The 20,854-nt window shown below is 66.0% G+C and carries 26 protein-coding genes; 11 read left to right on the top strand and 15 right to left on the bottom strand.

The genetic code is table 11. The annotated features are described in order from the left end of the window. Positions 1-11: 11 nt before the first annotated feature. Genes pgeF through lgt form a run of 3 tightly spaced genes read right to left on the bottom strand, consistent with a single transcriptional unit; the run spans position 12 to position 2,728 of the window. Entirely contained in the window at positions 12-773 is a 762-nt protein-coding gene (gene pgeF / locus MXB90_RS04705) for a peptidoglycan editing factor PgeF (RefSeq protein ID WP_250041703.1), read from the bottom strand. 3 nt (positions 774-776) lie between these two features. Continuing rightward, on the bottom strand, positions 777-1,853 hold the full coding sequence (locus tag MXB90_RS04700; RefSeq protein ID WP_250041701.1) for a class I SAM-dependent methyltransferase: 1,077 nt from the start codon (positions 1,851-1,853) through the stop codon (positions 777-779). Next, positions 1,850-2,728: a prolipoprotein diacylglyceryl transferase gene (gene lgt / locus MXB90_RS04695; RefSeq protein ID WP_250041691.1), complete on the bottom strand. Its 879-nt coding sequence runs from the start codon at positions 2,726-2,728 to the stop codon at positions 1,850-1,852. Before lgt ends, MXB90_RS04700 begins: the two co-directional genes overlap by 4 nt. A 110-nt stretch (positions 2,729-2,838) precedes the next feature. On the opposite strand from lgt, the gene MXB90_RS04690 reads away from it, so the two are divergent. Beyond that, positions 2,839-3,129 (top strand): accessory factor UbiK family protein, encoded by a 291-nt coding sequence (locus MXB90_RS04690; protein ID WP_250041682.1) that lies wholly within the window; start codon positions 2,839-2,841, stop codon positions 3,127-3,129. Between the two features lie 77 nt (positions 3,130-3,206). Here MXB90_RS04690 and MXB90_RS04685 read toward each other — a convergent pair whose 3' ends face one another. After that, positions 3,207-3,506, bottom strand: coding sequence for a DUF6476 family protein (locus tag MXB90_RS04685; RefSeq protein ID WP_250041679.1), 300 nt, complete (start codon positions 3,504-3,506; stop codon positions 3,207-3,209). Here MXB90_RS04685 and MXB90_RS04680 point away from each other — a divergent pair. Both MXB90_RS04680 and rpoH read left to right on the top strand, forming a co-directional pair. Beyond that, positions 3,505-4,539 carry an RluA family pseudouridine synthase gene (locus MXB90_RS04680; protein ID WP_250041677.1) on the top strand — a complete coding sequence of 345 codons (1,035 nt, stop codon included), beginning with the start codon at positions 3,505-3,507 and terminating at the stop codon, positions 4,537-4,539. The two genes, MXB90_RS04685 and MXB90_RS04680, sit on opposite strands and share 2 nt — an antisense overlap. A 177-nt stretch (positions 4,540-4,716) precedes the next feature. Beyond that, positions 4,717-5,616 carry an RNA polymerase sigma factor RpoH gene (rpoH, locus tag MXB90_RS04675; protein WP_250041676.1) on the top strand — a complete coding sequence of 300 codons (900 nt, stop codon included), beginning with the start codon at positions 4,717-4,719 and terminating at the stop codon, positions 5,614-5,616. A gap of 225 nt (positions 5,617-5,841) precedes the next feature. On the opposite strand, the gene MXB90_RS04670 is transcribed toward rpoH, so the two are convergent. Further along, entirely contained in the window at positions 5,842-6,342 is a 501-nt protein-coding gene (locus tag MXB90_RS04670) for an Lrp/AsnC family transcriptional regulator (protein ID WP_250041675.1), read from the bottom strand. A 182-nt stretch (positions 6,343-6,524) separates the two neighbouring features. Between MXB90_RS04670 and trxB the strand changes: the two genes are divergently transcribed. Both trxB and MXB90_RS04660 read left to right on the top strand, forming a co-directional pair. Beyond that, positions 6,525-7,466 carry a thioredoxin-disulfide reductase gene (gene trxB / locus MXB90_RS04665; RefSeq protein WP_250041667.1) on the top strand — a complete coding sequence of 314 codons (942 nt, stop codon included), beginning with the start codon at positions 6,525-6,527 and terminating at the stop codon, positions 7,464-7,466. A gap of 102 nt (positions 7,467-7,568) precedes the next feature. Next, the gene (locus MXB90_RS04660) at positions 7,569-8,597 is read left to right on the top strand and encodes a Hint domain-containing protein (protein ID WP_250041665.1); all 1,029 of its coding nucleotides are present in this window, start codon (positions 7,569-7,571) and stop codon (positions 8,595-8,597) included. Positions 8,598-8,692: 95 nt separating this feature from the next. Here MXB90_RS04660 and MXB90_RS04655 read toward each other — a convergent pair whose 3' ends face one another. Next, positions 8,693-8,920 (bottom strand): DUF1150 family protein, encoded by a 228-nt coding sequence (locus tag MXB90_RS04655; protein ID WP_250041663.1) that lies wholly within the window; start codon positions 8,918-8,920, stop codon positions 8,693-8,695. Between the two features lie 15 nt (positions 8,921-8,935). Then, positions 8,936-9,349: an Hsp20 family protein gene (locus MXB90_RS04650; protein WP_250041661.1), complete on the bottom strand. Its 414-nt coding sequence runs from the start codon at positions 9,347-9,349 to the stop codon at positions 8,936-8,938. Between the two features lie 237 nt (positions 9,350-9,586). Here MXB90_RS04650 and MXB90_RS04645 point away from each other — a divergent pair, with 237 nt between their 5' ends. From MXB90_RS04645 to MXB90_RS04630, 4 genes are all read left to right on the top strand, one after another. Further along, the gene (locus tag MXB90_RS04645; RefSeq protein ID WP_250041659.1) at positions 9,587-9,805 is read left to right on the top strand and encodes a YdcH family protein; all 219 of its coding nucleotides are present in this window, start codon (positions 9,587-9,589) and stop codon (positions 9,803-9,805) included. 91 nt (positions 9,806-9,896) lie between these two features. Further along, complete coding sequence (gene purE / locus MXB90_RS04640) at positions 9,897-10,382, top strand: 5-(carboxyamino)imidazole ribonucleotide mutase (protein WP_250041657.1); 486 nt, start codon at positions 9,897-9,899, stop codon at positions 10,380-10,382. Then, positions 10,375-11,448 (top strand): 5-(carboxyamino)imidazole ribonucleotide synthase, encoded by a 1,074-nt coding sequence (locus MXB90_RS04635; RefSeq protein WP_250041648.1) that lies wholly within the window; start codon positions 10,375-10,377, stop codon positions 11,446-11,448. The genes purE and MXB90_RS04635 overlap by 8 nt, the downstream gene beginning before the upstream one ends. Before the next feature lie 40 nt (positions 11,449-11,488). Then, complete coding sequence (locus MXB90_RS04630) at positions 11,489-11,938, top strand: NUDIX domain-containing protein (protein ID WP_250041646.1); 450 nt, start codon at positions 11,489-11,491, stop codon at positions 11,936-11,938. Here MXB90_RS04630 and MXB90_RS04625 read toward each other — a convergent pair whose 3' ends face one another. Continuing rightward, the gene (locus tag MXB90_RS04625) at positions 11,939-12,958 is read right to left on the bottom strand and encodes a ribose-phosphate pyrophosphokinase (protein ID WP_250041643.1); all 1,020 of its coding nucleotides are present in this window, start codon (positions 12,956-12,958) and stop codon (positions 11,939-11,941) included. It lies immediately after the preceding gene. 118 nt (positions 12,959-13,076) lie between these two features. Here MXB90_RS04625 and MXB90_RS04620 point away from each other — a divergent pair, with 118 nt between their 5' ends. After that, a complete protein-coding gene (locus tag MXB90_RS04620; RefSeq protein ID WP_250041632.1) occupies positions 13,077-13,688 on the top strand; it encodes a 2-hydroxychromene-2-carboxylate isomerase in 612 nt (203 codons plus the stop codon). Beyond that, on the top strand, positions 13,688-14,482 hold the full coding sequence (locus tag MXB90_RS04615; RefSeq protein WP_250041630.1) for an alpha/beta fold hydrolase: 795 nt from the start codon (positions 13,688-13,690) through the stop codon (positions 14,480-14,482). The genes MXB90_RS04620 and MXB90_RS04615 overlap by 1 nt, the downstream gene beginning before the upstream one ends. A gap of 143 nt (positions 14,483-14,625) precedes the next feature. Here MXB90_RS04615 and MXB90_RS04610 read toward each other — a convergent pair whose 3' ends face one another. The 7 genes from MXB90_RS04610 to MXB90_RS04580 all read right to left on the bottom strand — a co-directional run bounded on the left by MXB90_RS04610 (position 14,626) and on the right by MXB90_RS04580 (position 20,709). After that, positions 14,626-15,678 (bottom strand): threonine aldolase family protein, encoded by a 1,053-nt coding sequence (locus MXB90_RS04610; RefSeq protein ID WP_250041629.1) that lies wholly within the window; start codon positions 15,676-15,678, stop codon positions 14,626-14,628. Further along, positions 15,675-16,124 (bottom strand): YcgN family cysteine cluster protein, encoded by a 450-nt coding sequence (locus tag MXB90_RS04605; RefSeq protein WP_250041628.1) that lies wholly within the window; start codon positions 16,122-16,124, stop codon positions 15,675-15,677. Before MXB90_RS04605 ends, MXB90_RS04610 begins: the two co-directional genes overlap by 4 nt. Positions 16,125-16,169: 45 nt before the next feature. After that, entirely contained in the window at positions 16,170-17,093 is a 924-nt protein-coding gene (locus MXB90_RS04600; RefSeq protein WP_250041623.1) for a bifunctional riboflavin kinase/FAD synthetase, read from the bottom strand. Positions 17,094-17,124: 31 nt separating this feature from the next. Beyond that, on the bottom strand, positions 17,125-17,568 hold the full coding sequence (locus MXB90_RS04595) for a MaoC family dehydratase (protein WP_250041915.1): 444 nt from the start codon (positions 17,566-17,568) through the stop codon (positions 17,125-17,127). A 160-nt stretch (positions 17,569-17,728) separates the two neighbouring features. Next, positions 17,729-18,607 (bottom strand): TIGR01459 family HAD-type hydrolase, encoded by an 879-nt coding sequence (locus MXB90_RS04590; RefSeq protein ID WP_250041622.1) that lies wholly within the window; start codon positions 18,605-18,607, stop codon positions 17,729-17,731. Between the two features lie 96 nt (positions 18,608-18,703). After that, the gene (locus MXB90_RS04585) at positions 18,704-19,624 is read right to left on the bottom strand and encodes a manganese-dependent inorganic pyrophosphatase (protein WP_250041614.1); all 921 of its coding nucleotides are present in this window, start codon (positions 19,622-19,624) and stop codon (positions 18,704-18,706) included. Positions 19,625-19,713: 89 nt separating this feature from the next. After that, positions 19,714-20,709, bottom strand: coding sequence for a TraB/GumN family protein (locus tag MXB90_RS04580; RefSeq protein ID WP_250041612.1), 996 nt, complete (start codon positions 20,707-20,709; stop codon positions 19,714-19,716). Between the last annotated feature and the right edge of the window lie 145 nt (positions 20,710-20,854).

Raw genomic sequence — 20,854 nt, 5'->3', positions numbered from 1 at the left:
CCCTGTCGTGCCTAAAGGCCGATGGCCGAAATCAGGCGGCCATAATCGGCCTCACCCGCATGGGTGGTGCGGCGGTAGGAATAGAAGCGGTCGGGATCGGAATAGGTGCAATGGCGCGTCCATTCGGCATGGCCGATCCCGGCCTGACGCAGCCGATACAGGCCAAAGGCCGGCAGGTCGAACATCGGCTTGCCCGCCGGCCCGCCGGAAAAGAAGCGCCCGTAGTCCGGATCCTCGACCAGGAAGGTTTCCATGAAATCATGCCCCACCTCATAGGCGCGCTGCGAGATGCAGGGGCCGATCACGGCGGTAATGCGTGCGCGGTCCGCGCCCAGCGCCACCATCGCATCCACCGTCGCCTCCAGAACGCCATCCAGCGCGCCGCGCCAGCCCGCATGCGCAGCACCAATCACGCCCGCCTGCGCATCGGCGAACAGCACCGGCTGGCAATCCGCCGTCAGCACCGTCAGCACCAGACCGGGCGTGGCGCTGACCATTGCATCGGCCCGCACGGGGGCATCGGGCGGCGCGGTGAGGGTTACCACATCGGCGGAATGGACCTGATGCAGACCGATCAGCGCGGCAGTGGGGGCGGCCATAGCCTCGGCCACGCGGGCGCGGTTCATGCGCACTGCCTCGGCCTGATCGGATGACCCCTGGCCACAGTTCAGCCCTGCGAACACCCCCGACGACACCCCGCCCTTGCGGGTAAAAAAGCCATGGCGAAGGCCGCACAGGGCCGGCGAGGTCAGGATTTCCAGCGAAGTGGTCATGGGTCAGGCACCGTCGAAGCCCGGGGGAAGGGGCATGTTGCGGGGATGGATGGCAAGGCTTTGGAACAGGTTTCCCATTTCCAAAGGATGGGTCAAGCGCCGATGTGCGGCAATATGGCTGTCCAGTGCCGCCCCGGTCAGCCGTGCGGCCAGCGCCTGCGCGCGCGCGGTGATGCCCAGCCGTTCCAGCAGCACCCCCTGCGCGGTCATGCCTGAAACCGCCGCCCCGGCGGCGCGGGCGGCGGCAGCCAGCGGTTCGAAATCGACATGCGCCGTCAGATCGGCCTCGCCGGGGTGGGCATAGGGGCTTTCGGGGCGATGGGCGCGCAGCGCCTGAAACGTGTCCCCCAGCGAATGCCAATGGCCATAATCCACCACGATCGCCACCCCGCCCTTCGCGGCGATACGTGCCGCAATGGCCGCCATGATCGGCGGGGCGGCGGGGCAAGTTTCGACCACCGCGCCCTCGGCCGTGTCCGCCAGCCGATGCGCCAGATCCGCGACGGGATGGGCAGGCGACAGGCCCGGCTGCAAGGCACCATCGGGCGACAGGCCGACATGACGTTCGCACCAGCCCGGGCCCTGACGCTGAAACTGCCGGATCGGCAGGGCATCGAAAAATTCGTTGGCCAGCAGGAGCAACGGCAGATCGGGCAGCGTGTCTACGCTGTCGTGCCAGCTGACCGCGTGGCGCTGAAGCGTTGCGCGCTGGACGTCGCGCAGGGTGGCTGATGCCTCAACCAGATGCACGCGGGCCGCCGCCGCCATGCCCGGGACCGCGGTGATCGCGCGCAGCACATCGGCCATCAACGTGCCACGGCCGGGGCCAAGCTCGGCCAGGGCAAAGGGATCGGGGCGGCCCTGATCCAGCCAGACCTGCGCCAGACACAGGCCCAGCATTTCACCGAACATCTGCGAAATCTCGGGCGCGGTGGTGAAATCGCCCCCCGTGCCAAAGGGATCGCGGGTGGCGTAATAGCCGTGGCGCGGATGCAGCAGGCATTCGGCCATGTAGTGATCCAGCCGCATCGGCCCGTCGGCGGCGATACGACGCGCCAGGATCGCGGCCAGCGGCGTCATGCCGCCACGCGCGCCCGCGCCAGCGCGCGGGCCACGAAGGCCAGGCCGATCACGATCATCGGCAGCGACAGCAACTGCCCCATCGACAGGCCGAAGCCGCCAAACTGGATGGCATGGCCCAGCGGATTGTCGGGCGTGATGAATTGCGCATCGGCTTGGCGGAACAGTTCAACAAAGAAGCGCGCCGCGCCATAACCCGCCAGAAACACACCCAACAGAAGCCCCGGCCGACGCAGACCGCCGCGCGCCAGCAACAGCCACAGCACCGCGCCCAGCAAAAGCCCTTCCAGTCCCGCCTCATAGAGCTGCGAGGGGTGGCGCGCGCAAGGGCCCGTGACGCCCGGACAATCCTGCGCCGCAGCACCCGGGAAGATCACGCCCCAGGGCGCATCGGTCGGGCGACCCCACAGCTCGGCATTGATGAAATTGGCAAGCCGGCCGAAGAACAGGCCCACCGGCGCGGCCAACGCGAAGGCATCGGCCACCGGCAGGGCCGCGATCGCATTGCGGCGGCAGAACCACCACGCTGCGACCACGACGCCCAGAAAGCCGCCGTGAAAGGACATGCCGCCCTGCCAGACCTTCACGATCTCGGCCGGGTTGGCCAGGTAATAGCCCGGCTGATAGAACAGCACAAAGCCCAGCCGCCCGCCGATCACCACGCCCAGGATCACCGCGGTCAGCAAATCCTCGACCCGTGCGGGCGCCATCGGCGCCTGCCCGCCCCACAGCGCGGGACGCTTCATCAGCCCCACGATGATCCGCCAGCCCAGGATCAGGCCCGCGATATAGGCCAGCGCATACCAGCGCAGCGGCAGATCCAGCACCGGGATGACAAGGGCGTTGGGGTCGATTTCGGGAAAGGGTATGGCCATGGGGTCCTCTGCAATCGGGCGGAGAAAGCCCCGGCCCCGCGACGAAGTCAACCTTGAGCTTTCCGCCCGCCCCGCCCATATAGGGCAAAACCCCGTGAGCGGAGGAAGCCATGCAGACGCCCAACAAATTCTTCGACGAAATGTCCCGCCTGATGACCAGTGCCATGGGCGTGGCGCAGGGCGCCCGGACCGAGGCCGAGACGGCGATGAAATCCTGGATGGACCGCTGGCTCGCCGAGCGCGACTTTGTCACCCGCGAGGAATTCGATGCGGTGCGTGCGATGGCGCAAAAGGCACGTGAGGAGAATGAGGCGCTGAAGGCGCGGCTGGACGCGCTTGAGGCCGCTGCTGCCCCGGCGGACAAGCCCGCCCGGGCCCGCGCGAAGAAGGCGGACAGCTGATCCCGTCCCGGCCGGTCGCGCGCGGTTGGTGCGGAAGCCTCCGGCGGGGATATTTGCACAAAGCCGAAGGGGCGCGGTCAGTTCAGGGTCAGGCTTTGGCGCAATTCGCCCTGCGGCGTGTAGATCAGGACCATGTCCTGATCGGTCACCACAACCAGATGGTCGCGCGCGAATGTCAGCGATTGCACCCGCGCGCCTTCGGGCAGGGTGATCGCGGCGGGCAGTTCGGGCAGGGGCGCGGCGCCCGGCAAGCGGATGACAAGCAGCGCGATGATCGCTACAAGACCCACGATCATCGTGGCGGTCAGCGTCGTCACCAGGATCTTGAGAAAGCGGACCTCGGGCAGCGGGGCTTGGGGGCCATCGGAAGGCATCATGTCGGACATTGAACAGCGTATCCTGCAAGTGGTGATGGGCGAGGCCCCGGCCGATCGCCTTGATAAGGCGCTTGCCGCCGAAGTGCCAGAGCAAGCCGCCCTGTCCCGATCCCGGCTGGCACGGTTGATCACCGAAGGCGCGGTCACGCGCGATGGCGTGGCGGTGACCGACCAGAAGGCCAAGGTCAGCCCCGGCGAGGTCTATGAGATTGCGCTGGAACCGGCCCGCCCGGTGGAAACCGAGGCCCAGGATATCCCCCTGACCGTGCTCTGGGAGGATGAGGATCTGATCGTCATCGACAAGCCCGCGGGGATGGTGGTGCATCCGGCCCCCGGATCGGCCGATGGCACACTGGTCAATGCGCTTCTGCACCATTTCGGCGGACGGCTGTCGGGCGTGGGCGGCGAGGCGCGCCCGGGCATCGTGCACCGGATCGACAAGGATACCTCGGGCCTTTTGGTGGTGGCGAAATCGGATCGCGCGCATCATGGCCTTGCCGCGCAGTTCGAAACGCACACGGTCCACCGCCACTATATGGCCGTGGTGCATGGCCTGCCCGATGCCGCCGATCCGCGCCTGCGTGGCACCCGCGGGGTCAGCTTCGAGGCGGGAAACGTGCTGAAAATCACCTCGCATCTGGCGCGGCACAAGACCGACCGGCAGCGTCAGGCCGTCCTGTTCGAGGGCGGGCGCCATGCGGTCACCCGCGCGCGCGTGGTTGAGGCCTTTGGCACCCCGCCCGTTGCCGCGCTGCTGGATTGCTGGCTGGAGACGGGCCGCACGCATCAGATCCGCGTGCATCTGGCCCATGCCGGGCACGGGCTGATCGGGGATCCGACCTATGGCGGGCGGCGCAAACTGCCCACGAAAGCGGTGGGCGAGGCAGCGGTGCAGGCGGCTGCGGCCTTTCCCCGGCAGGCGCTGCATGCGGCAACCCTGGGCTTCGTGCATCCGGTGACGGGCAAGGATCTGTCCTTCACCTCGCCACTTCCGGCCGACATGCAGGCGCTTCTGGCCTCGCTGCGGGGCTGACAAGCGCGTGAACCGAACGGTTCAGTTGTTGCACTGCGCCGGAAACCGTTTCATCCTGCGTTAAAGAATACATGTTAGACCACGCGCCGGAACCGCAAGACACCCGGCGCGTTGGTCTTGAACCGGATGCATCGGACCCCCATGTAAGCCGGTCTCGAGGAGGGAGATGAGACGCTGATGACCAGCTATGCAAACCTGCCCGCGCCCAGCCCCGAACAGGGGCTGAACCGTTATTTGCAGGAAATCCGGAAATTTCCGCTGCTGGAACCGGAAGAGGAATACATGCTTGCCAAGGCATGGGTTGACCATCAGGACCCCCAGGCGGCGCATCGGCTTGTGACCTCGCATCTGCGGCTGGCGGCGAAGATCGCGATGGGCTACCGCGGCTATGGCCTGCCCCAGGCCGAGGTGATTTCCGAGGCGAATGTGGGCCTGATGCAGGCGGTGAAGCGCTTTGACCCGGAAAAGGGCTTCCGGCTGGCCACCTATGCGATGTGGTGGATCCGCGCCGCGATCCAGGAATATATCCTGCGGTCCTGGAGCCTGGTGAAACTGGGCACGACCTCGGCGCAGAAAAAGCTGTTCTTCAACCTGCGCAAGGCAAAGTCGAAGATCGGCGCGCTGGAGGAAGGCGATCTGCGCCCGGAAAACGTGGCCCAGATCGCGCGTGATCTGAGCGTGACCGAGGATGAGGTCATCGCGATGAACCGGCGGATGTCGGGGGGCGATGCATCGCTGAACGCGCAGATCGGGTCGGCCGATGGTGATTCGGCGGCACAGTGGCAGGACTGGCTGGAAGATGAAGATGCCAACCAGGCCGAAGCCTATGCCGAAGCCGATGAACTGCAGACCCGGCGGGCCATGCTGGTGGCGGCAATGGACGTGCTGAATGAACGCGAACGCGACATCCTGATGCAACGTCGGCTGCGCGACGAACCGGTCACGCTTGAAGATCTGTCCACGCAATATGACGTCAGCCGCGAACGCATTCGCCAGATCGAGGTGCGCGCCTTCGAAAAGCTGCAGGGCCGGATGCGGGTTCTGGCGCGTGAAAAGGGCATGGTGATCCCGGCCTGATGGGCGCAAGGCCATCGGCGTCGCGGTGAGTTCGGTGGCGCCTTCTTCTTGGCAAAAATACTCCCGCGCGGAGCGCAGACCCGGCGCTGCGCCGGATCATCGGGTGCAAGCGGGGCTCAGCCCCGCACCCCGTGATATTTCTGCAAAGCCGAAGGGGCAGGTGCAGACCCCGGGGCGAAGCCCCACAGCCGAGGGCCCCTAGAGGGGGCGCGCGGCCACCAGCGATCAGGCCAGGCGCGCGATCCGTTCTTCCAGCACGTCGAAGGGCACGCCGGGGTCGTCCTTGGCGCAGCGGATCACCAGGCTGGTCTTGACGCTTGCCACATTCTCAGCCGCCGTCAGCGCCCCGGTCAAAAACGCCTGGAAGGTTGACAGGTCCGGGGCCACGCATTTGAGCACGAAGTCGATTTCGCCATTCAGCATGTGGCATTCGCGCACCAGCGGCCAGGCGCGGCAGCGGGCCTCAAAGGCGGCCAGGTCGGCCTCGGCCTGACTGTGCAGACGCACCATGGCGAAGACCTGCACCTCAAAGCCCAGCTCGCGCGGGTTCACATCGGCATGATAGCCCCGGATAAAGCCCGCCTCTTCCAGCGTGCGCACGCGCCGCAGGCAGGGGGGCGCGGAAATGCCGACGCGCTTGGCCAGTTCGACATTCGTCATCCGGCCATCGGCCTGCAGCTCGGCCAGGATCTTGCGGTCGATCTCGTCAAGCTTGTTGCTGGCCATTCTATCCTCCGGAATTTTGCGAGAACTTATCTGCCCGACCGGGGATGCGCAATATTATTTCGTCAGATGGCGCAGCATCGCAACGCAAGGCCGGCGGCACGGGTCGCCCGAACCGGCCGATCAGGGCTTTTCCCGCCCTGCCCCGGGCCTTATATCCTTGGCCGACACAGAAGGAGGCAGAGATGGCCGAGACGAAAAAGACGAAGGTGCTGATCATCGGGTCGGGTCCCGCGGGCTACACGGCCGCGGTCTATTCGGCACGCGCCATGCTGCAACCGGTGCTTGTGCAAGGCATTCAGCCCGGCGGGCAGCTGACCATCACCACCGAGGTGGAGAACTGGCCGGGCGAAACCCACGTGCAGGGGCCCGATCTGATGGTAAAGATGGAGGAACACGCCCGCGCCATGGGCGCCGAGATCGTGGGCGATCACATTTCAAGCCTGGATCTGTCGCGACGCCCCTTCGTGGCCCAGGGCGACTCGGGTACGCGCTATGAGGCAGAGGCGGTGATCCTGGCCACCGGGGCGCAGGCGAAATGGATCGGCCTGCCGTCGGAAGAGAAGTTCAAGGGCTTCGGCGTTTCGGCCTGTGCGACCTGCGACGGGTTCTTCTACCGCGGCAAGCAGGTGGTGGTGATCGGTGGCGGCAACACCGCCGTGGAAGAGGCGCTGTTCCTGACCAATTTCGCCACCAAGGTCACATTGATCCACCGCCGCGACACGCTGCGCGCCGAAAAGATCATGCAGGACCGCCTGTTCAAGAACCCCAAGGTCGAGGTATTGTGGGACCACACCGTGGAAGAGGTGCTTGGCACCGAAGCGCCGCTGGGCGTGACGGGCGTGCGCGCGCGTCATGTCGACACGGGTGCCGAGACCATCGTGCCCTGCGATGGCTTCTTCGTGGCGATCGGCCATGCCCCTGCCTCGGAACTGGCCAAGGACCAGCTGGAACTGCACAACGGCGGCTATGTAAAGGTTGAGCCGGGATCCACCCGCACCTCGGTCCCCGGTGTCTTTGCCGCGGGCGATCTGACCGACCATGTCTACCGTCAGGCCGTGACCAGCGCCGGCATGGGCTGCATGGCCGCGCTGGATGCGGAACGGTTCCTGGCAGGCGAAGGCTGATCCTGATCCGGGCCGGTTAGCGCGTCGAATCGGCCCGGCATTTCCGGTTTGTTCACTTCTGTTGCGTATCCCGACCAGAACTGGTTGCGGAGCACGACAGCGATGGCAGACACGGAAAGCTGGCTTTGGTATTCGGGCAGCACGCTTTGGCCCGGGTTCACGTTGACATCACAGGACAATCTGGGCGCGAACGGAAATGGCCTGTCCGTTGACCCCTCGACATATACCGCCAGCATCCTGCGCGACGCCAATGATGACGGCATCATCAATGACGCCGATACCGATGACGAAAGCCTCACAACCGTGGACCGCGTGATCATCGGCGGCGTCGAAAAGACCGTTCTTGAAATCGCGCAATATATTAACAGCACGATTGTGATTGATGGCGTGACCTACACCGATGCCCGGCTTGGCGTCTCCCTGTTCACCGATGGCACCTATGCCGCGCGCTTGTTGGACATCAGCATCCCGATTGATGCCAAATATACCAAGGTCAGCAAGATCACGCTGGGGACATTCGACGGGGTCGAATACGTCGGCGCCTATGTGGCCACGTTCGACGCGCCCTTCGTCTGCTTCACCGCGGGTACGCCGATCGATACGGCGCGGGGGCCGGTCCCGATCGAACGGCTGCGTCCGGGGGATCTGGTGGCGACGCTGGATCACGGGCTGCAACCCCTGCGCTGGATCGGCATGCGGCGGGTGCGCGGCGATGGGGTTCATGCCCCCGTGCTGATCCGCGCGGGTGCGTTCGACAATGGGGTCGATATCCGGTTGTCGCCGCAGCACCGCGTGCTGGTGTCGGGCTGGCGGGCGGAATTGTGGTGTGGCACGCCCGAGGTTCTGGTGGCGGCCAAGGATCTGGTAAACGGGTCAGATGTTGTCCGGGCCCCCAGCGATTGGGTCACCTATGTCCATATCCTGTTCGACCGGCACGAAATCGTCGCCTCTGACGGGTTGCTGAGCGAAAGCTTCCACCCCGGGCCCCATTCCGCAACGCTGCTGGATGAAGACACCCGCGCCGAGGTGCTGGCGCTGTTCCCGGAACTGGGCCCAGGCTTTCAGGGCGGCGGCCCAACGGCGCGGATGTGCGCAACCGGGAAAGAGGCGCAGGCAATGATGTCGGCCTGATCGCCGCAATGGGAAGGGAAACAGACGGTCGGGGCCCAGCACCCGATCCCTTGGCGCCCGCAATGCGTTGGGCGGCGGGCCAAGGCAGCCTGACGTCAATGCACGTTGACGGGGGTGCGATCGTTCTGGCGCGCCAGCGCGAAGGCCATCCAGCGGTCCTTGACCAGGGCCAGCCGCTCGCCGCTTTCGTCATGCAGCGCGTAAAGCGTCTGCAGCCCCATGGCTTGGGCACGGATTTCCTCGGACAGGTCAGCCACGGCCACCGGGCGGACATAAACGATCCGCTCGCCGCTTTCGGTCCCGAAATCGAATTTTACATCCATGATGTCACCCCTTTCTCAACTGCGCCGGATCGGGATCCGCTGCACCACCGGCTCGGGCGCCGCGCGCTTGAGGTCGATGTGCAGCAAGCCATTTTCCAGCAGCGCCCCGGCCACCTCGACCCCGTCGGCCAAAACGAAGCTGCGCTGGAAGGCCCGCGCGGCGATGCCGCGATGCAGGAACACGCGGGCAGCACCATCTTCGGCCTGACGCCCGCGAATGACCAAGGCGCGATCTTCCATGGTGATCGCCAGATCAGGTTCGGCAAAGCCCGCAACGGCCAGCGTAATGCGGAAGGCATCCGCGCCGCATTGTTCGATATTGTATGGGGGATAGGCATCCGATCCGCCCTTCGCCGTCCGTTCCACCAGCCGTTCCAGCTGATCGAACCCCAGCAGATGGGGATGCGCGCCAAAGCTAAGTTTCGTCATCTGCAAGCCCTTTTCAAAGCGACATTGCCTTGGGAAGGCCCCGATCATCGGCAGCCCTTGGTGGAAATATGGGCAAGGCCAGGGGCCACTGCAAGGGGGCGTGACCGCGCGCGGGGCAGGAAAATTCCCCCCGCAAGGGCCGGAAATTGCTATACTAAATGAAAGGCCACCCCCATGCGAACGAATCACATGGGACGTTGTGCCTTGTTGCCCTGCCATCCTGTATTGGAACCGCACATGAACGCGCAGATCGAGATGAACCCCGAAGAGGTGCTTCGCGTGAAGCTGGAGGTGTTGCGCCGCGAGCATCGGGATCTGGACGATGCGATCCATGCGCTGACGGTATCAGGGCGTGGCGATCAACTGGCGCTGGTGCGCCTGAAAAAGCAGAAACTGCGGCTGAAAGATGAGATCGCCCGGCTGCAGGATCAGCTGACGCCCGATATCATCGCCTGACGCCCCTTGGGCGGCCACCGTAGGACCGGGCGGGCATTGCGCCCCGCCCCCCCTTGGCTATAGTGCCCCCAAGTTGACCAAGGGGCCGTGCATGGGCGTGAAAGTGGGAATCATCATGGGCAGCCAGTCGGACTGGCCCACGATGCAGGAGGCAGCCGCAATCCTGGATGAGCTGGGCGTCGCCTATGAGGCCAAGATCGTGTCAGCACATCGCACGCCTGACCGGCTTTGGGCCTATGGCAAGGCGGCGGTGGACCGCGGGCTGCAGGTGATCATCGCGGGCGCGGGCGGGGCGGCGCATCTGCCGGGCATGATGGCCTCGAAAACCCGGGTGCCGGTGATCGGTGTGCCGGTGCAGACCCGGGCGCTGTCGGGCGTCGACAGCCTGTATTCCATCGTCCAGATGCCCAAGGGCTATCCGGTCGCCACGATGGCGATCGGCGCGGCGGGGGCGGCCAATGCGGGCCTGATGGCCGCGGGCATCCTGGCGCTGAATGATCCCGCGCTGGCCGCCCGGCTGGATGCCTGGCGCGATGCGCTGTCTGCCTCGATCCCCGATGAGCCGACCGATGGCTGACGCCCTGCCCCCCGGTTCCACCATCGGCATTCTGGGCGGCGGCCAGCTGGGCCGGATGCTGTCGGTCGCTGCCTCGCGCCTTGGGCTTCGGACGCACATCTACGAACCCGCCGCGACCCCCCCTGCCGGCCATGTCGCCGATCGCGTGACCACCGCCGCCTATGACGACACCGTGGCGCTGGCGGAATTCGCGGCCTCGGTCGATGTGATTACCTATGAGTTTGAGAATATCCCCACCGCGGCACTGGATATCCTTGAGGCGACCCGCCCGATCCGCCCGGGCCGGCGCGCGCTGGCCGTCAGCCAGGACCGGATCGCGGAAAAGACCTTCCTGAACGAGATCGGCCTGCCGACCGCGCCCTGGGCCGTGGTCGCCGATGCCGACAGCTTGGCCGCCGCGATCGACCGGATCGGCACGCCCGCGATCCTGAAAACCACGCGGCTGGGCTATGACGGCAAGGGCCAGGCCCGGATCATGACGCCCGCCGATGCGCCCGCAGGTCTGGCGGCGATGGCGGGGGCCGAGGCGATCCTGGAGGGCTTTGTCGACTTCAGCCGCGAAATCTCGGTCATCGCCGCGCGCGGCGTGACGGGTGAGGTCGCCTGTTTCGATCCCGGCGAAAACATCCATCGCGCGGGCATCTTGCACACCACCACGGTGCCCGCCCGCATCACGCCCGCACAGCGCAGCGATGCGGTGCTGATCGCGGCCCGCATCCTGAACGCGCTGGACTATGTGGGCGTGTTGGGGGTGGAACTGTTCGTGACACCGCAGGGCCTTCTGGTCAATGAAATCGCGCCGCGGGTGCATAATTCGGGCCATTGGACCCAGCAGGGCTGCGCCGTGGATCAGTTCGAACAGCACATCCGCGCGGTGGCGGGCTGGCCCTTGGGCGACGGGTCGCGCTTTGCCGATGTGGAAATGACCAATCTGATCGGCGACGACGTGTTGCAGGTGCCGCAGCTGGCGCGCGAAAAGAACCTGTCGATCCATCTGTATGGCAAGGCCGAGGCCAAGCCGGGCCGCAAGATGGGCCATGTGAACCGGGTTCTGACCCGGGGCTGATCCCTCTTGACGGCGCGGGCGCGGGCGTCATCCTGCGCGCATGAAACCGCGCATCCCCCGGATCGGCGTCCGCGCGCTGATCCTGCATGAAAACCGTCTGCTGATCGTCAACGCCTGGCCCGGCGGCAGGCCCGTGCTGTGGTGCGCGCCCGGCGGCGGGGTGCATGCCGGCGCCTCACTGCCCGAAAACCTTGCGCGTGAGGTGCATGAGGAAACCGGCATCGCGATCACGGTGGGCGCGCCCGCGCTGGTCAATGAATTCCACGACCCCGACAGCGGATTTCATCAGATCGAGATCTTTTTTCGCGCGCAGCTGGCCGGGCCGATCCCCGCGCATTGGACCGACCCCGAGGGGATCGTGACCCATCGCCGCTTTGTCACCCGCGACGAACTGGCCCGCCTGCCACACAAGCCAGACAGCCTTGCGCCCGCGGCCTGGGGCGACGCGGGCGCATTGTCTTACGATCCGTTGGAACGCATCCTGCGCTGACTACAGCGCGGAATACATCCCCTCATAGATCGGCATCAGCGTGTCGGTTTCAAACAGCGAGGACACCGAGGTCCCGGACCAGGTGTTCAGGATCGCCTGCGCAAACATCGGCGCGGTCGGCACGATACGGATGTTCGGCGCGGCCTTTACCGCCGCCGTCGGCTCGATCGAATCGGTGATGACCAGAGATTTCATCACCGAATTGCTGACCCGCTCGACCGCCGGGCCCGACAGGACGCCGTGGGTGATATAGCTGTGCACCTCGGTCGCGCCGTTTTCCATCAGCACCTCGGCCGCCTTGCACAGCGTGCCGGCGGTGTCGCAGATGTCATCGACGATGATGCATTTCTTGCCCGCCACATCGCCGATCACCGTCATGCCCGCGACCTCGCCCGCCTTTTCGCGGCGCTTGTCCACGATCGACAGCGGCGCGCCGATGCGCTTGGCCAGTTCACGCGCCCGTGCAACGCCGCCCACGTCGGGCGAAACGACCATCACATCCTCCAGCTGGCCCTTGAAATGGTGCAGGATGTCCAGCGCGAAAATGGGCGAGGCGTAAAGGTTATCCACCGGAATGTCGAAGAAGCCCTGGATCTGCGCGGCATGCAGGTCCAGCGTCAGCACCCGGTCCACCCCCGCCTCGGTCAAAAGGTTCGCCACCAGCTTGGCCGAAATCGGCGTGCGCGCCTTGGCGCGGCGGTCTTGGCGGGCGTAACCGAAATAGGGGATCACCGCGGTGATGCGATCGGCCGAGGAGCGTTTCAGCGCATCGGTGATGATCAGCAGCTCCATCAGGTTGTCATTGGCCGGGTTCGAGGTCGGCTGGATGATGTACATATCCTCGCCGCGGACGTTTTCATAAACCTCGACAAAGATTTCCTGATCGTTGAACCGCTCGACCCGGGCATCGACCAGCCCCACGCTCATACCCCGATGCATGGACATCCGCCGCGCGATCGCGGTGGCCAGCGGGCGGTTCGCATTGCCGGAAATCAGCTTGGGTTCGGTCATGGCAGCCATTGACGGGCATCCTTTGCACGCAGCGCCGGGGCAGATCCGGCGGATTCGGGAAGATTGCGCCTGCCTTAACACCGGGCTAGCTTTCCCGCAAACATCCCAGGCACCAAGGACCGCCCGAATGGCCCATATCGACTATTTTTTCTCGCCCATCTCGCCCTGGTGCTACCTGGCGGGCCTGCGCCTTGAGGAAATCGCCGCCCGGCACGGGGCGACGATCACCTACAAGCCGATCGACATTCTGGCGCTGTTCGACCGGACGGGGGGCACCCGCCCCGCCGCACGCCATCCCAACCGGCTGGCCTATCGCGCCCAGGAACTGACCCGCTGGTCGGATCGGCTTGGCCTGCCGCTGACGCCTGCGCCCGCGCATTTCCCCACCAATCAGGCGCCTGCCGCCTATGCGATCATTGCCGCGCAAAAGGCGGTGGAACAGGGCGGGACGGGCGATCTGGGCGGCCTCGTCCATGCCATCCTGCGCGCCTGCTGGGCCGAGGATCGCAACATCGCCGAGGATGAGGTGATCCGCGACGCCCTCACGGCGAACGGCTTTGACGGTGGCCTCGTCACCTCTGGCCTGTTCACCGGCGCCGAAACCTATGAACGCAACCTGGAAGAGGCGGTGGAACGCGGCGTCTTCGGGGCACCCTTCTACATCGTGCGCGACACCGACCAGCGGTTCTGGGGCCAGGACCGGCTGGATTTCCTGGACGCGCATCTGGGGGGCCTGTGATGCCCGTTGATCTGCGCGCGGGCCAGTCGGTGCATTGGCAGACCTTCGGCACGGGCGATCGCCCCGCGATCGCGGTGCATTGCATGCTGGCATCGGGGCGCTACTGGGGAACGCTCTCCCCCTTCCTGCCGCAGCTGACGATGACCGCCTTCGACCTGCCCGGGCAAGGCAAAAGCGGCCCCTATGACGGCGCCGAGGGCTACCAGAAGCTATGCACCCAGATCCTGGCCAGCTTCATCACACGGCCCGTCGATCTGATCGGCCACAGCTTCGGCGCCACCATCGCCCTTCGGCTGGCCGTGGCCGCCCCCGAGGCGGTGCGCAGCCTGACCCTGATCGAACCGGTCCTGTTCCGCGCGGCAATGGACAGCGCCGAATGGACCCACGAATGCGCCGAACACGACACCCTCAGCCAGTTGCTGGCCAGCGGCGACACGACCGAGGCCGCCCGTCTGTTTGTCGGGCGCTGGGGCGCCAGCGCGTGGCAAGACATGCCGGCGCAGATGCAACAGGGCATGGCGGACCGGATGCACCTGATCGCAGCGGCAAGCCGGGACAATTTCGGCGACACCGGGGACATCCTGCGCGAAGGCGGGCTGGAATCCATCGACGCGCCGGTCATGCTGATGGAAGGCGCCGACAGCCCGCCGATCATCCACCGCGTTCATGAACGACTGGCTGCGCGTTTGGCCGATGTCGCGACCGCGCGCATCCCCGGCGCGGGTCACATGGCACCGATGACCCACGCCGCGCAGGTGGCCGGGCTGATCGCGATGAACCTCGACCGCAGCTAGGGGGGCGCTGCCCCCCCACGCGCGTTCCGCGCTCCCCCCGGGATATTTATGCAAATCCGAAGATGGCCTGCCTTCGGCTTTGTCGAAATATCCCGGGGGGTGAATTGGCACAGCCAAGAGGGGGGCAGCGCCCCCCTGCCCCGCTATCCGTTCAGCCTGGACAAAAAGGCTTCGATCGCCTCGGGTTGCGTGGACCAGGAACAGACCAGACGTGCGGACAAAAGTTCATCCTCGGGGCCGTCGAGCGACTGGTCGAAGGGCCAGAAGTAATAGTTGGCCCCGGCCTCCATTGCGGCACGGTGACAGCGGCGCGGGAAGCGGGCGAAGACGGCATTGGCCTGGGTCGGGTGATCCAGCTGCGCGCCCGGCACCGCCTCGATGCCCGCGGACAGGCGCGCGGCGGCGGCATTGGCGCGGCGCGCCAGGTTCAGCCACAGATCGCCTTCAAGATAGGCCGCCATCTGCGCCGCCAGATAGCGATGCTTGGAAAACAGATGTGCGCCCCGCTTGCGCCGCAGTTCGAACTCCCAGGCGCGGGCGGGATCGAACAGGATCACCGCCTCAACGCCCATGCAGCCGTTCTTGGTGCCGCCAAAGGACAGCACATCGACCCCGGCCTTCCAGGTCAGTTCGGCCGGTGTGCATCTCGCAGTTACCAGCGCATTGGCAAAGCGCGCGCCGTCCATATGGACGGGCAGGCCAAAGTCACGCGCCACCTGGCACAGGGCTGCGACCTCGGGGGCGGTATAGACTGTGCCGGCTTCGGTCGCGTTGGTGATTGACACCAAACCGCGCTGCACGTTGTGAACCCCGGCGCGGCCGGTATGCGCGATCGCCGCGCGCAGGGCATCGGGGCCCATCTTCCCATGCGGGCCATCGACCAGCACCAGTTTCGCGCCCCCGGTATAGAATTCCGGCGCGCCGCATTCGTCTTCCTCGATATGGGCGTTGCGATGGCAGAAGATCGCGCCCCAGGGCGGGGTCAGCGTGGCGCAGGCCAGGGCATTGGCCGCGGTGCCGGTTGCCACCAGATAGACCGCCGCCTCGGGCGCCTCGAACAGATCGCGCAGGCGGTCGCGCACCTGCAGGGTCAGCGCGTCGCTGCCATAGGACGCCACATCGCCCTGGTTTGCCTGCGCCAGCGCCGTCATGATCTGTGGTGCCACGCCAGAGGTGTTGTCAGAGGCGAAATTCATGCCAGATCCTCGATGATGTAATCGTCCCAATCGTCCTCGGTGACCTCGAATTCGGGCACGGTCCAGCCGCGCACCGACATGCCCGCGCGATGGATCGACTCCGGGTCGCCCGAAATCAGGGGGTGCCAGTCTTCCAGCGGCTTGCCTTCAAACCGCAGCCGATAGGCGCAGGTGCGGGGCATCCAGTAGGCGATCTGGGCGATGTTGGCCGGCGTCAGGCGCACGCAATCGGGCACGAACTGGTGGCGGATCTCATACTGGGTGCAGCGACAGGTTTCGCCATCCAGAAGCCGGCAGGCGACCCGGGTGAATTCGACCTCGCCGGTATCTTCATATTCGATCTTGTTGAGACAGCATTTGCCGCAGCCATCGCAAAGCGCCTCCCATTCGGGTGGGGTCAGGCGGTCCAGCGGCAGGGTCCAGAAGTTGGGGCGCAGTTTCGTCATGCCCGCAACCTGACCGATCCGGGCGGAATTGGAAAGCCCCGCCCGTCAGAGCGCGGCCAGGATTTCGCGCGCGCGGGCACAATCGGCCTGCATCTGCGCGATCAGCCCGGGCAGGCCGTCAAAGGTCATCTCGGGGCGCAGGAAATCCACAAGCGCCACCGACAGATGCTGGCCATACAGGTCGCCGGAAAAATCAAACAGATAGGTTTCCAGATTGGGCAGGTTTTCCCCGAACATCGGCCGCACCCCAAGGCTGGCCGCGCCGTGATAGCTGCCGGCATGTTGGCCGGTCAGCACATCGACCTTGACCGCATAGACGCCCAGTTTCGGCAGGTGCAGGCCGGCCACGCTCATGTTGGCGGTGGGAAAGCCCAGGTCGCGGCCGCGCTTTTCGCCATGCAGCACCGCGCCCTCGATCCGGTGCCAATGGCCCAGCATGGCGGCGGCATCGCGCGGACGCCCCTCGGCCAGGGCATTGCGGATCGCGGTCGAGGAGATTTCCAGCCCCGCCACCTGCATCAACGGCGCCACGGTCACGCCAAAGCCAAGGCGCGCGCCCAGATCGCGCAGATCGTCGCCGGTGCCGGTCCGGCCCTTGCCGAAACGGAAATCGGCCCCGACGGTGACATGGGCCACGCCCAGCCCCGTTGCCAGAACGTTGCGGGCGAATTCCTCGGGCGTCATGCCCGACAGGTCGGCATTGAAAGGCAGTTCGAACAGCCGTTCGACCCCCAGCTTTTCCATGCGATGGGCGCGCGCCTCGGGGTTCATCAGGCGAAAGGTCGGGGCGTCGGGGGCAAAGATCTGGCGCGGGTGGGGTTCAAAGGTGACGATGCCCAGCGGCCCTTTGCCGCGGGCCAGATCGATCACCGACTGATGACCCAGATGCACGCCGTCGAAATTGCCCATGGCGACGGATGCGCCGCGCGCAGCCTGCGGAAGGCCCTGCCAGTGGGTATAGGTTTCCATCGTCCCCGCCCTTGCCGGCGGGCACCGCCGGTCAGTCGAACTTGCGCGAGGGCGCCAGAACCAGCGCCTCGCCCTTGAGGACCACCGTATCGCCCACCGCGCAGTGGGTTTCAAGGGTCACACGGCGGCGCGCGTGATCGATCGCGGTCACCTTGACCTCGGCATAGACCACATCGCCGGGGCGGACGGGGGCCATGAATTTCAGGCTTTGGCCCAGATAGACGGTGCCATGACCGGGCAGTTGTTCGCCGATCACCGCCGAGATCAGACCCGCGGTCAGCATGCCGTGGGCAATGCGCCCCTCAAAGATCGTGTCGCGGGCATAGGCGTCATCCAGATGCACCGGGTTGCGATCGGTCGAAACCTCGGCGAACAGTTCGATGTCGCGGTCGGTCACCTCTTTGCGCAGATAGCGCACCATGCCGATTTCGATATCTTCGATGCAGATCGTGCCACGGGGAAAATTGTCGAGCATGGTCATGCGGTCCCTGCCAGAGGTTCATGTTGCGCTGCAGCATAGCACGCACCACAAGGCGGCGCAATGGTCGCGCAATTTATTTGCACGGATGAATTGACACACGCAACAAAATTGCGAGCCCATCCAGCGCGAATCCCCGCCCGACCCGGACGGGCGATCAGCGCAAGGCGCCGATCGTGAAGGTCGGGGCCTGCATCCGGGTGGCCAGCCAGCGCTGCAGAAGATCGGCATCGGGCATGTCGGGATCGGGACCGAATTGACCCGCCGCCAGCCCCGAGGTCACGAAAAGGGAATCAATCCCCTCGCCCGCGGCACCCGCGATATCGGTGTTGATCCCGTCACCCACCGCCAGAATACGCCCGCCATCGCCCGCGCCGATCGTGGCCAGCCTGCGGCGCGCCAGATCGTAGATCGGCGGATGGGGCTTGCCGAAATACAGCGCGGTTCCGCCCATTTCCTCATACAGCGCCGCCAGTGCGCCCGCGCAATAGATACGCTTGTCGCCCATATCCACCACGATGTCGGGATTGGCGCAGAGCATCGGCAGGTTGCGGGTCTTGGCCAGAAGAAATCGGGCGCGGTAATCCTCGGGCACCTCGGTCTGCTCATCAAAGGGGCCGGTGCAGACGATGCCCTCGGCCTCATCCAGGGGAACACGCTCGATTGCCGGGGCATCGGCCCATTCCGCCGGGATGGCGTTGAAAAAGCCCAGGTCCTTTTCCGGGCCAAGGTGCCAGATGCGGCGGCCGACCGCGCCGGCGAACATCGCATCCTGCGCCGCATCGCCAGACGATACGACCAGATCCCAGCAATCGCGCGGCACGCCCATACGATCCAGCGTGGCGGTGACAAAGGCGGCCGGGCGCGGGGCATTGGTCAGCAGCACCACCTTGCCGCCCCGGGCGCGAAAGCCCTGCAGCGCCGCGACCGCCGCCCGAAACGGGGCGACGCCATTGTGCAGGCAGCCCCACAGATCGCAAAACAGCGTGTCATAGGCGGCGGAGATCTGGGAAAGATCGGAAATGATCCGGGTCATCTGGGGTCCTGCGTCAAGGGGAAAGGGCGCCGCCCGTGGGCAGGCGGCGCGACGGCGCGCCGAACGGGGCGGTCTACCCCGCCCGGCGCGCCATGGTCAGAGTTTCAGCGCCGGGATGATCTGCTTTTTCCGGCTCATGATGCCGGGCAGCACGACCGAATCGCCTTCCACCTTGCAGGGGAAGGATGCCTCGGCGATCTGGCGGACCAGATCGTTGGGCACCAACAGCGTGGCTTCTTCGCGCAGGATGTCGACCACGAACAGCAGAACCTGATCGGCGCCGTCCTGGGCCGCGACGGCGGGCATCGCCGCCATCAGGCTGGCCTTGCGGTCCAGGATGACCTTGGGCGCGGTGGTTTCCAGCACGCTGACGCGCAGCTGCTTGCCCGCAACTTCATATTCCTTGCTGTCCATCCGCAGCAGATCCGCCTCCGAGAAGGCCGAGACATCAGATTTCGCGGCAAAAAGTTCCTCGGCATAATCGGGGATGGAAATCCCCAGTTCTTGCGCCAGGGTCTCGGCGACCTCGCGGTCATGGGCGGTGGTGGTGGGGCTGCGGAATTCCAGCGTGTCCGACAGGATGCACGACAGCATCGCGCATTTGATGTTGTCGGGCATCTTCGCGGCATCCGCGCCCATCAGGTCGTACATGATGGTTGCGGTGCAGGCCAGCGGGCGGATGGTGATGTCGATCGGCCCCTTGGTCTTCAGGCCACCGGCAAGCATGTGGTGGTCGATGATCTGGATGACATTGGCGTCGTTGATCGAGGGCGGCAGTTCTGCGGGGTTGTTGGTGTCCACCACGACGCAATCGTCACCCGGCGCCACATCCGCGATGATCTTCGGCTTGGGCAGATCCCAGCGTTTCAGGACAAAGGCGGCTTCGGTATTGGGTTCCCCCAGCAACACGGGTTCGGCCGGGGAACCCTTCACCTCGGTCAGATACCAGGCCCAGATGATGGGCGAGCCGGTGGAATCGGTGTCGGGGGCCTTATGGCCGAAAACCTTGATCGTCATGGGAAACCTCGGGCTGGGTCACGTTTCGCGCGCGTTATAAGCGCTGCGGCGGCGCTTGTCACCCGCTGCCCCCGCCGGGGCATGCCGGATCAAGGCAGGTCCAGCGCGATCCGGTCCAGCGCAAAGCCGCGTTCGGCCAGCAGCGCCAGCAGCCCCCCCTGCCCCGGCAGATGCAGCGCGCCCGCGGCCAGCACCACGGGGCCATTGGCCAGCGCCCCCTCGATCACCGGCAGCCATGACAGGTTGCGCTGTGTCATCAGCAGATCTTCGGTCAACGCCAGCTGCGCCGCCACCGCCGCGGGCGGCAGGCCGGACCGGGTTTCCATCTCATGGCGGGTGAATTCCCAGATCAGACGCGGGGTTTCGTCGAAATAGGCATCAGCCAGGGTGGTTGTATAGTCATCGGCCTGCTCGGCCGTGGCCACCGCCACGCGCAGCATGTCGATCTGATCCTCGGGCGGGATCTGGGCGAACAGGCGCAGAACGGTGTCATGGGGTTCCAGCGCGCGCACCGCCAGCCCCCGCGCCTGCGCGGCGACGATCAACCGGCCGTCCAGCCCCTTGGCCCCGGCGGCGACCTCGGCCATGGCGCAGGGCGACAGGGCCAGCGTCATCGCGACATACCAGGGCTTCATCTTGGCCCCCAGAAACGCCGGAACGCCCCGGTCCGACAGGGCGGCGGCCAGGCGCTGCCAATCCGCTTCGGGCAGGCGTTCGGGCAGCGTCGCGCCGGTTTCGAACATCGCGCCGGGGTTGCGAGCAATCTCGGCGGCAAGGGCGGCCTCTTCCTCCGGCCCGGCCTCAACCAGCAGCGTCCGGGCGCCCTCAAGATGGGGCAGTGCCGCGGCCATAAGCCGGTCATGGCGCGGATCGTCCAGATGATAGGTGCCGATCAGCGTGATCTGCTGCGTGCCGCGCCGGGCCTGCCAGATCAACCCTTCGGCATGGGGCGCAGCATTGGCGGCGGCGCGCAGATCGGCCTGCGTTTCGGCGGGCAAGGCATCAAACAGATTGCGCCCCTCGCAGGCGGCCTGCGCCCCCGGCGCGGCAAGACACAGAATGAAAGCAAGGCAAAACCGCAGCATCGAACGCTCCATAAACCGGGGGCAGACTGCCACGCCCCGCCGTCCCCGCCAAGGCACAGATTTTCGCGCAAGCCCCCGTTGACAGCGCGCGATGCCATGCCTAACTGTTTCGTCGTTGGCACTCGCCACGGGTGAGTGCTAATCG

Origin of the sequence: Phaeovulum molybdatiresistens (assembly GCF_023544865.1) — a bacterium.
Lineage (GTDB): Bacteria > Pseudomonadota > Alphaproteobacteria > Rhodobacterales > Rhodobacteraceae > Pontitalea.
The sequence above is the reverse complement of the archived record's forward strand: the minus strand, read 5'-3'. Positions and strand labels throughout refer to the sequence as shown.

Excerpts from the sequence above, each read along its gene's own strand:
- pgeF (WP_250041703.1), bottom strand. The coding sequence starts at position 773 with ATGACCACTTCGCTGGAAATCCTGACCTCGCCGGCCCTGTGCGGCCTT.
- MXB90_RS04700 (WP_250041701.1), bottom strand. The coding sequence starts at position 1,853 with ATGACGCCGCTGGCCGCGATCCTGGCGCGTCGTATCGCCGCCGACGGG.
- lgt (WP_250041691.1), bottom strand. The coding sequence starts at position 2,728 with ATGGCCATACCCTTTCCCGAAATCGACCCCAACGCCCTTGTCATCCCG.
- MXB90_RS04690 (WP_250041682.1), top strand. The coding sequence starts at position 2,839 with ATGCAGACGCCCAACAAATTCTTCGACGAAATGTCCCGCCTGATGACC.
- MXB90_RS04680 (WP_250041677.1), top strand. The coding sequence starts at position 3,505 with ATGTCGGACATTGAACAGCGTATCCTGCAAGTGGTGATGGGCGAGGCC.
- MXB90_RS04685 (WP_250041679.1), bottom strand. The coding sequence starts at position 3,506 with ATGATGCCTTCCGATGGCCCCCAAGCCCCGCTGCCCGAGGTCCGCTTT.
- rpoH (WP_250041676.1), top strand. The coding sequence starts at position 4,717 with ATGACCAGCTATGCAAACCTGCCCGCGCCCAGCCCCGAACAGGGGCTG.
- MXB90_RS04670 (WP_250041675.1), bottom strand. The coding sequence starts at position 6,342 with ATGGCCAGCAACAAGCTTGACGAGATCGACCGCAAGATCCTGGCCGAG.
- trxB (WP_250041667.1), top strand. The coding sequence starts at position 6,525 with ATGGCCGAGACGAAAAAGACGAAGGTGCTGATCATCGGGTCGGGTCCC.
- MXB90_RS04660 (WP_250041665.1), top strand. The coding sequence starts at position 7,569 with ATGGCAGACACGGAAAGCTGGCTTTGGTATTCGGGCAGCACGCTTTGG.
- MXB90_RS04655 (WP_250041663.1), bottom strand. The coding sequence starts at position 8,920 with ATGGATGTAAAATTCGATTTCGGGACCGAAAGCGGCGAGCGGATCGTT.
- MXB90_RS04650 (WP_250041661.1), bottom strand. The coding sequence starts at position 9,349 with ATGACGAAACTTAGCTTTGGCGCGCATCCCCATCTGCTGGGGTTCGAT.
- MXB90_RS04645 (WP_250041659.1), top strand. The coding sequence starts at position 9,587 with ATGAACGCGCAGATCGAGATGAACCCCGAAGAGGTGCTTCGCGTGAAG.
- purE (WP_250041657.1), top strand. The coding sequence starts at position 9,897 with ATGGGCGTGAAAGTGGGAATCATCATGGGCAGCCAGTCGGACTGGCCC.
- MXB90_RS04635 (WP_250041648.1), top strand. The coding sequence starts at position 10,375 with ATGGCTGACGCCCTGCCCCCCGGTTCCACCATCGGCATTCTGGGCGGC.
- MXB90_RS04630 (WP_250041646.1), top strand. The coding sequence starts at position 11,489 with ATGAAACCGCGCATCCCCCGGATCGGCGTCCGCGCGCTGATCCTGCAT.
- MXB90_RS04625 (WP_250041643.1), bottom strand. The coding sequence starts at position 12,958 with ATGGCTGCCATGACCGAACCCAAGCTGATTTCCGGCAATGCGAACCGC.
- MXB90_RS04620 (WP_250041632.1), top strand. The coding sequence starts at position 13,077 with ATGGCCCATATCGACTATTTTTTCTCGCCCATCTCGCCCTGGTGCTAC.
- MXB90_RS04615 (WP_250041630.1), top strand. The coding sequence starts at position 13,688 with ATGCCCGTTGATCTGCGCGCGGGCCAGTCGGTGCATTGGCAGACCTTC.
- MXB90_RS04610 (WP_250041629.1), bottom strand. The coding sequence starts at position 15,678 with ATGAATTTCGCCTCTGACAACACCTCTGGCGTGGCACCACAGATCATG.
- MXB90_RS04605 (WP_250041628.1), bottom strand. The coding sequence starts at position 16,124 with ATGACGAAACTGCGCCCCAACTTCTGGACCCTGCCGCTGGACCGCCTG.
- MXB90_RS04600 (WP_250041623.1), bottom strand. The coding sequence starts at position 17,093 with ATGGAAACCTATACCCACTGGCAGGGCCTTCCGCAGGCTGCGCGCGGC.
- MXB90_RS04595 (WP_250041915.1), bottom strand. The coding sequence starts at position 17,568 with ATGCTCGACAATTTTCCCCGTGGCACGATCTGCATCGAAGATATCGAA.
- MXB90_RS04590 (WP_250041622.1), bottom strand. The coding sequence starts at position 18,607 with ATGACCCGGATCATTTCCGATCTTTCCCAGATCTCCGCCGCCTATGAC.
- MXB90_RS04585 (WP_250041614.1), bottom strand. The coding sequence starts at position 19,624 with ATGACGATCAAGGTTTTCGGCCATAAGGCCCCCGACACCGATTCCACC.
- MXB90_RS04580 (WP_250041612.1), bottom strand. The coding sequence starts at position 20,709 with ATGCTGCGGTTTTGCCTTGCTTTCATTCTGTGTCTTGCCGCGCCGGGG.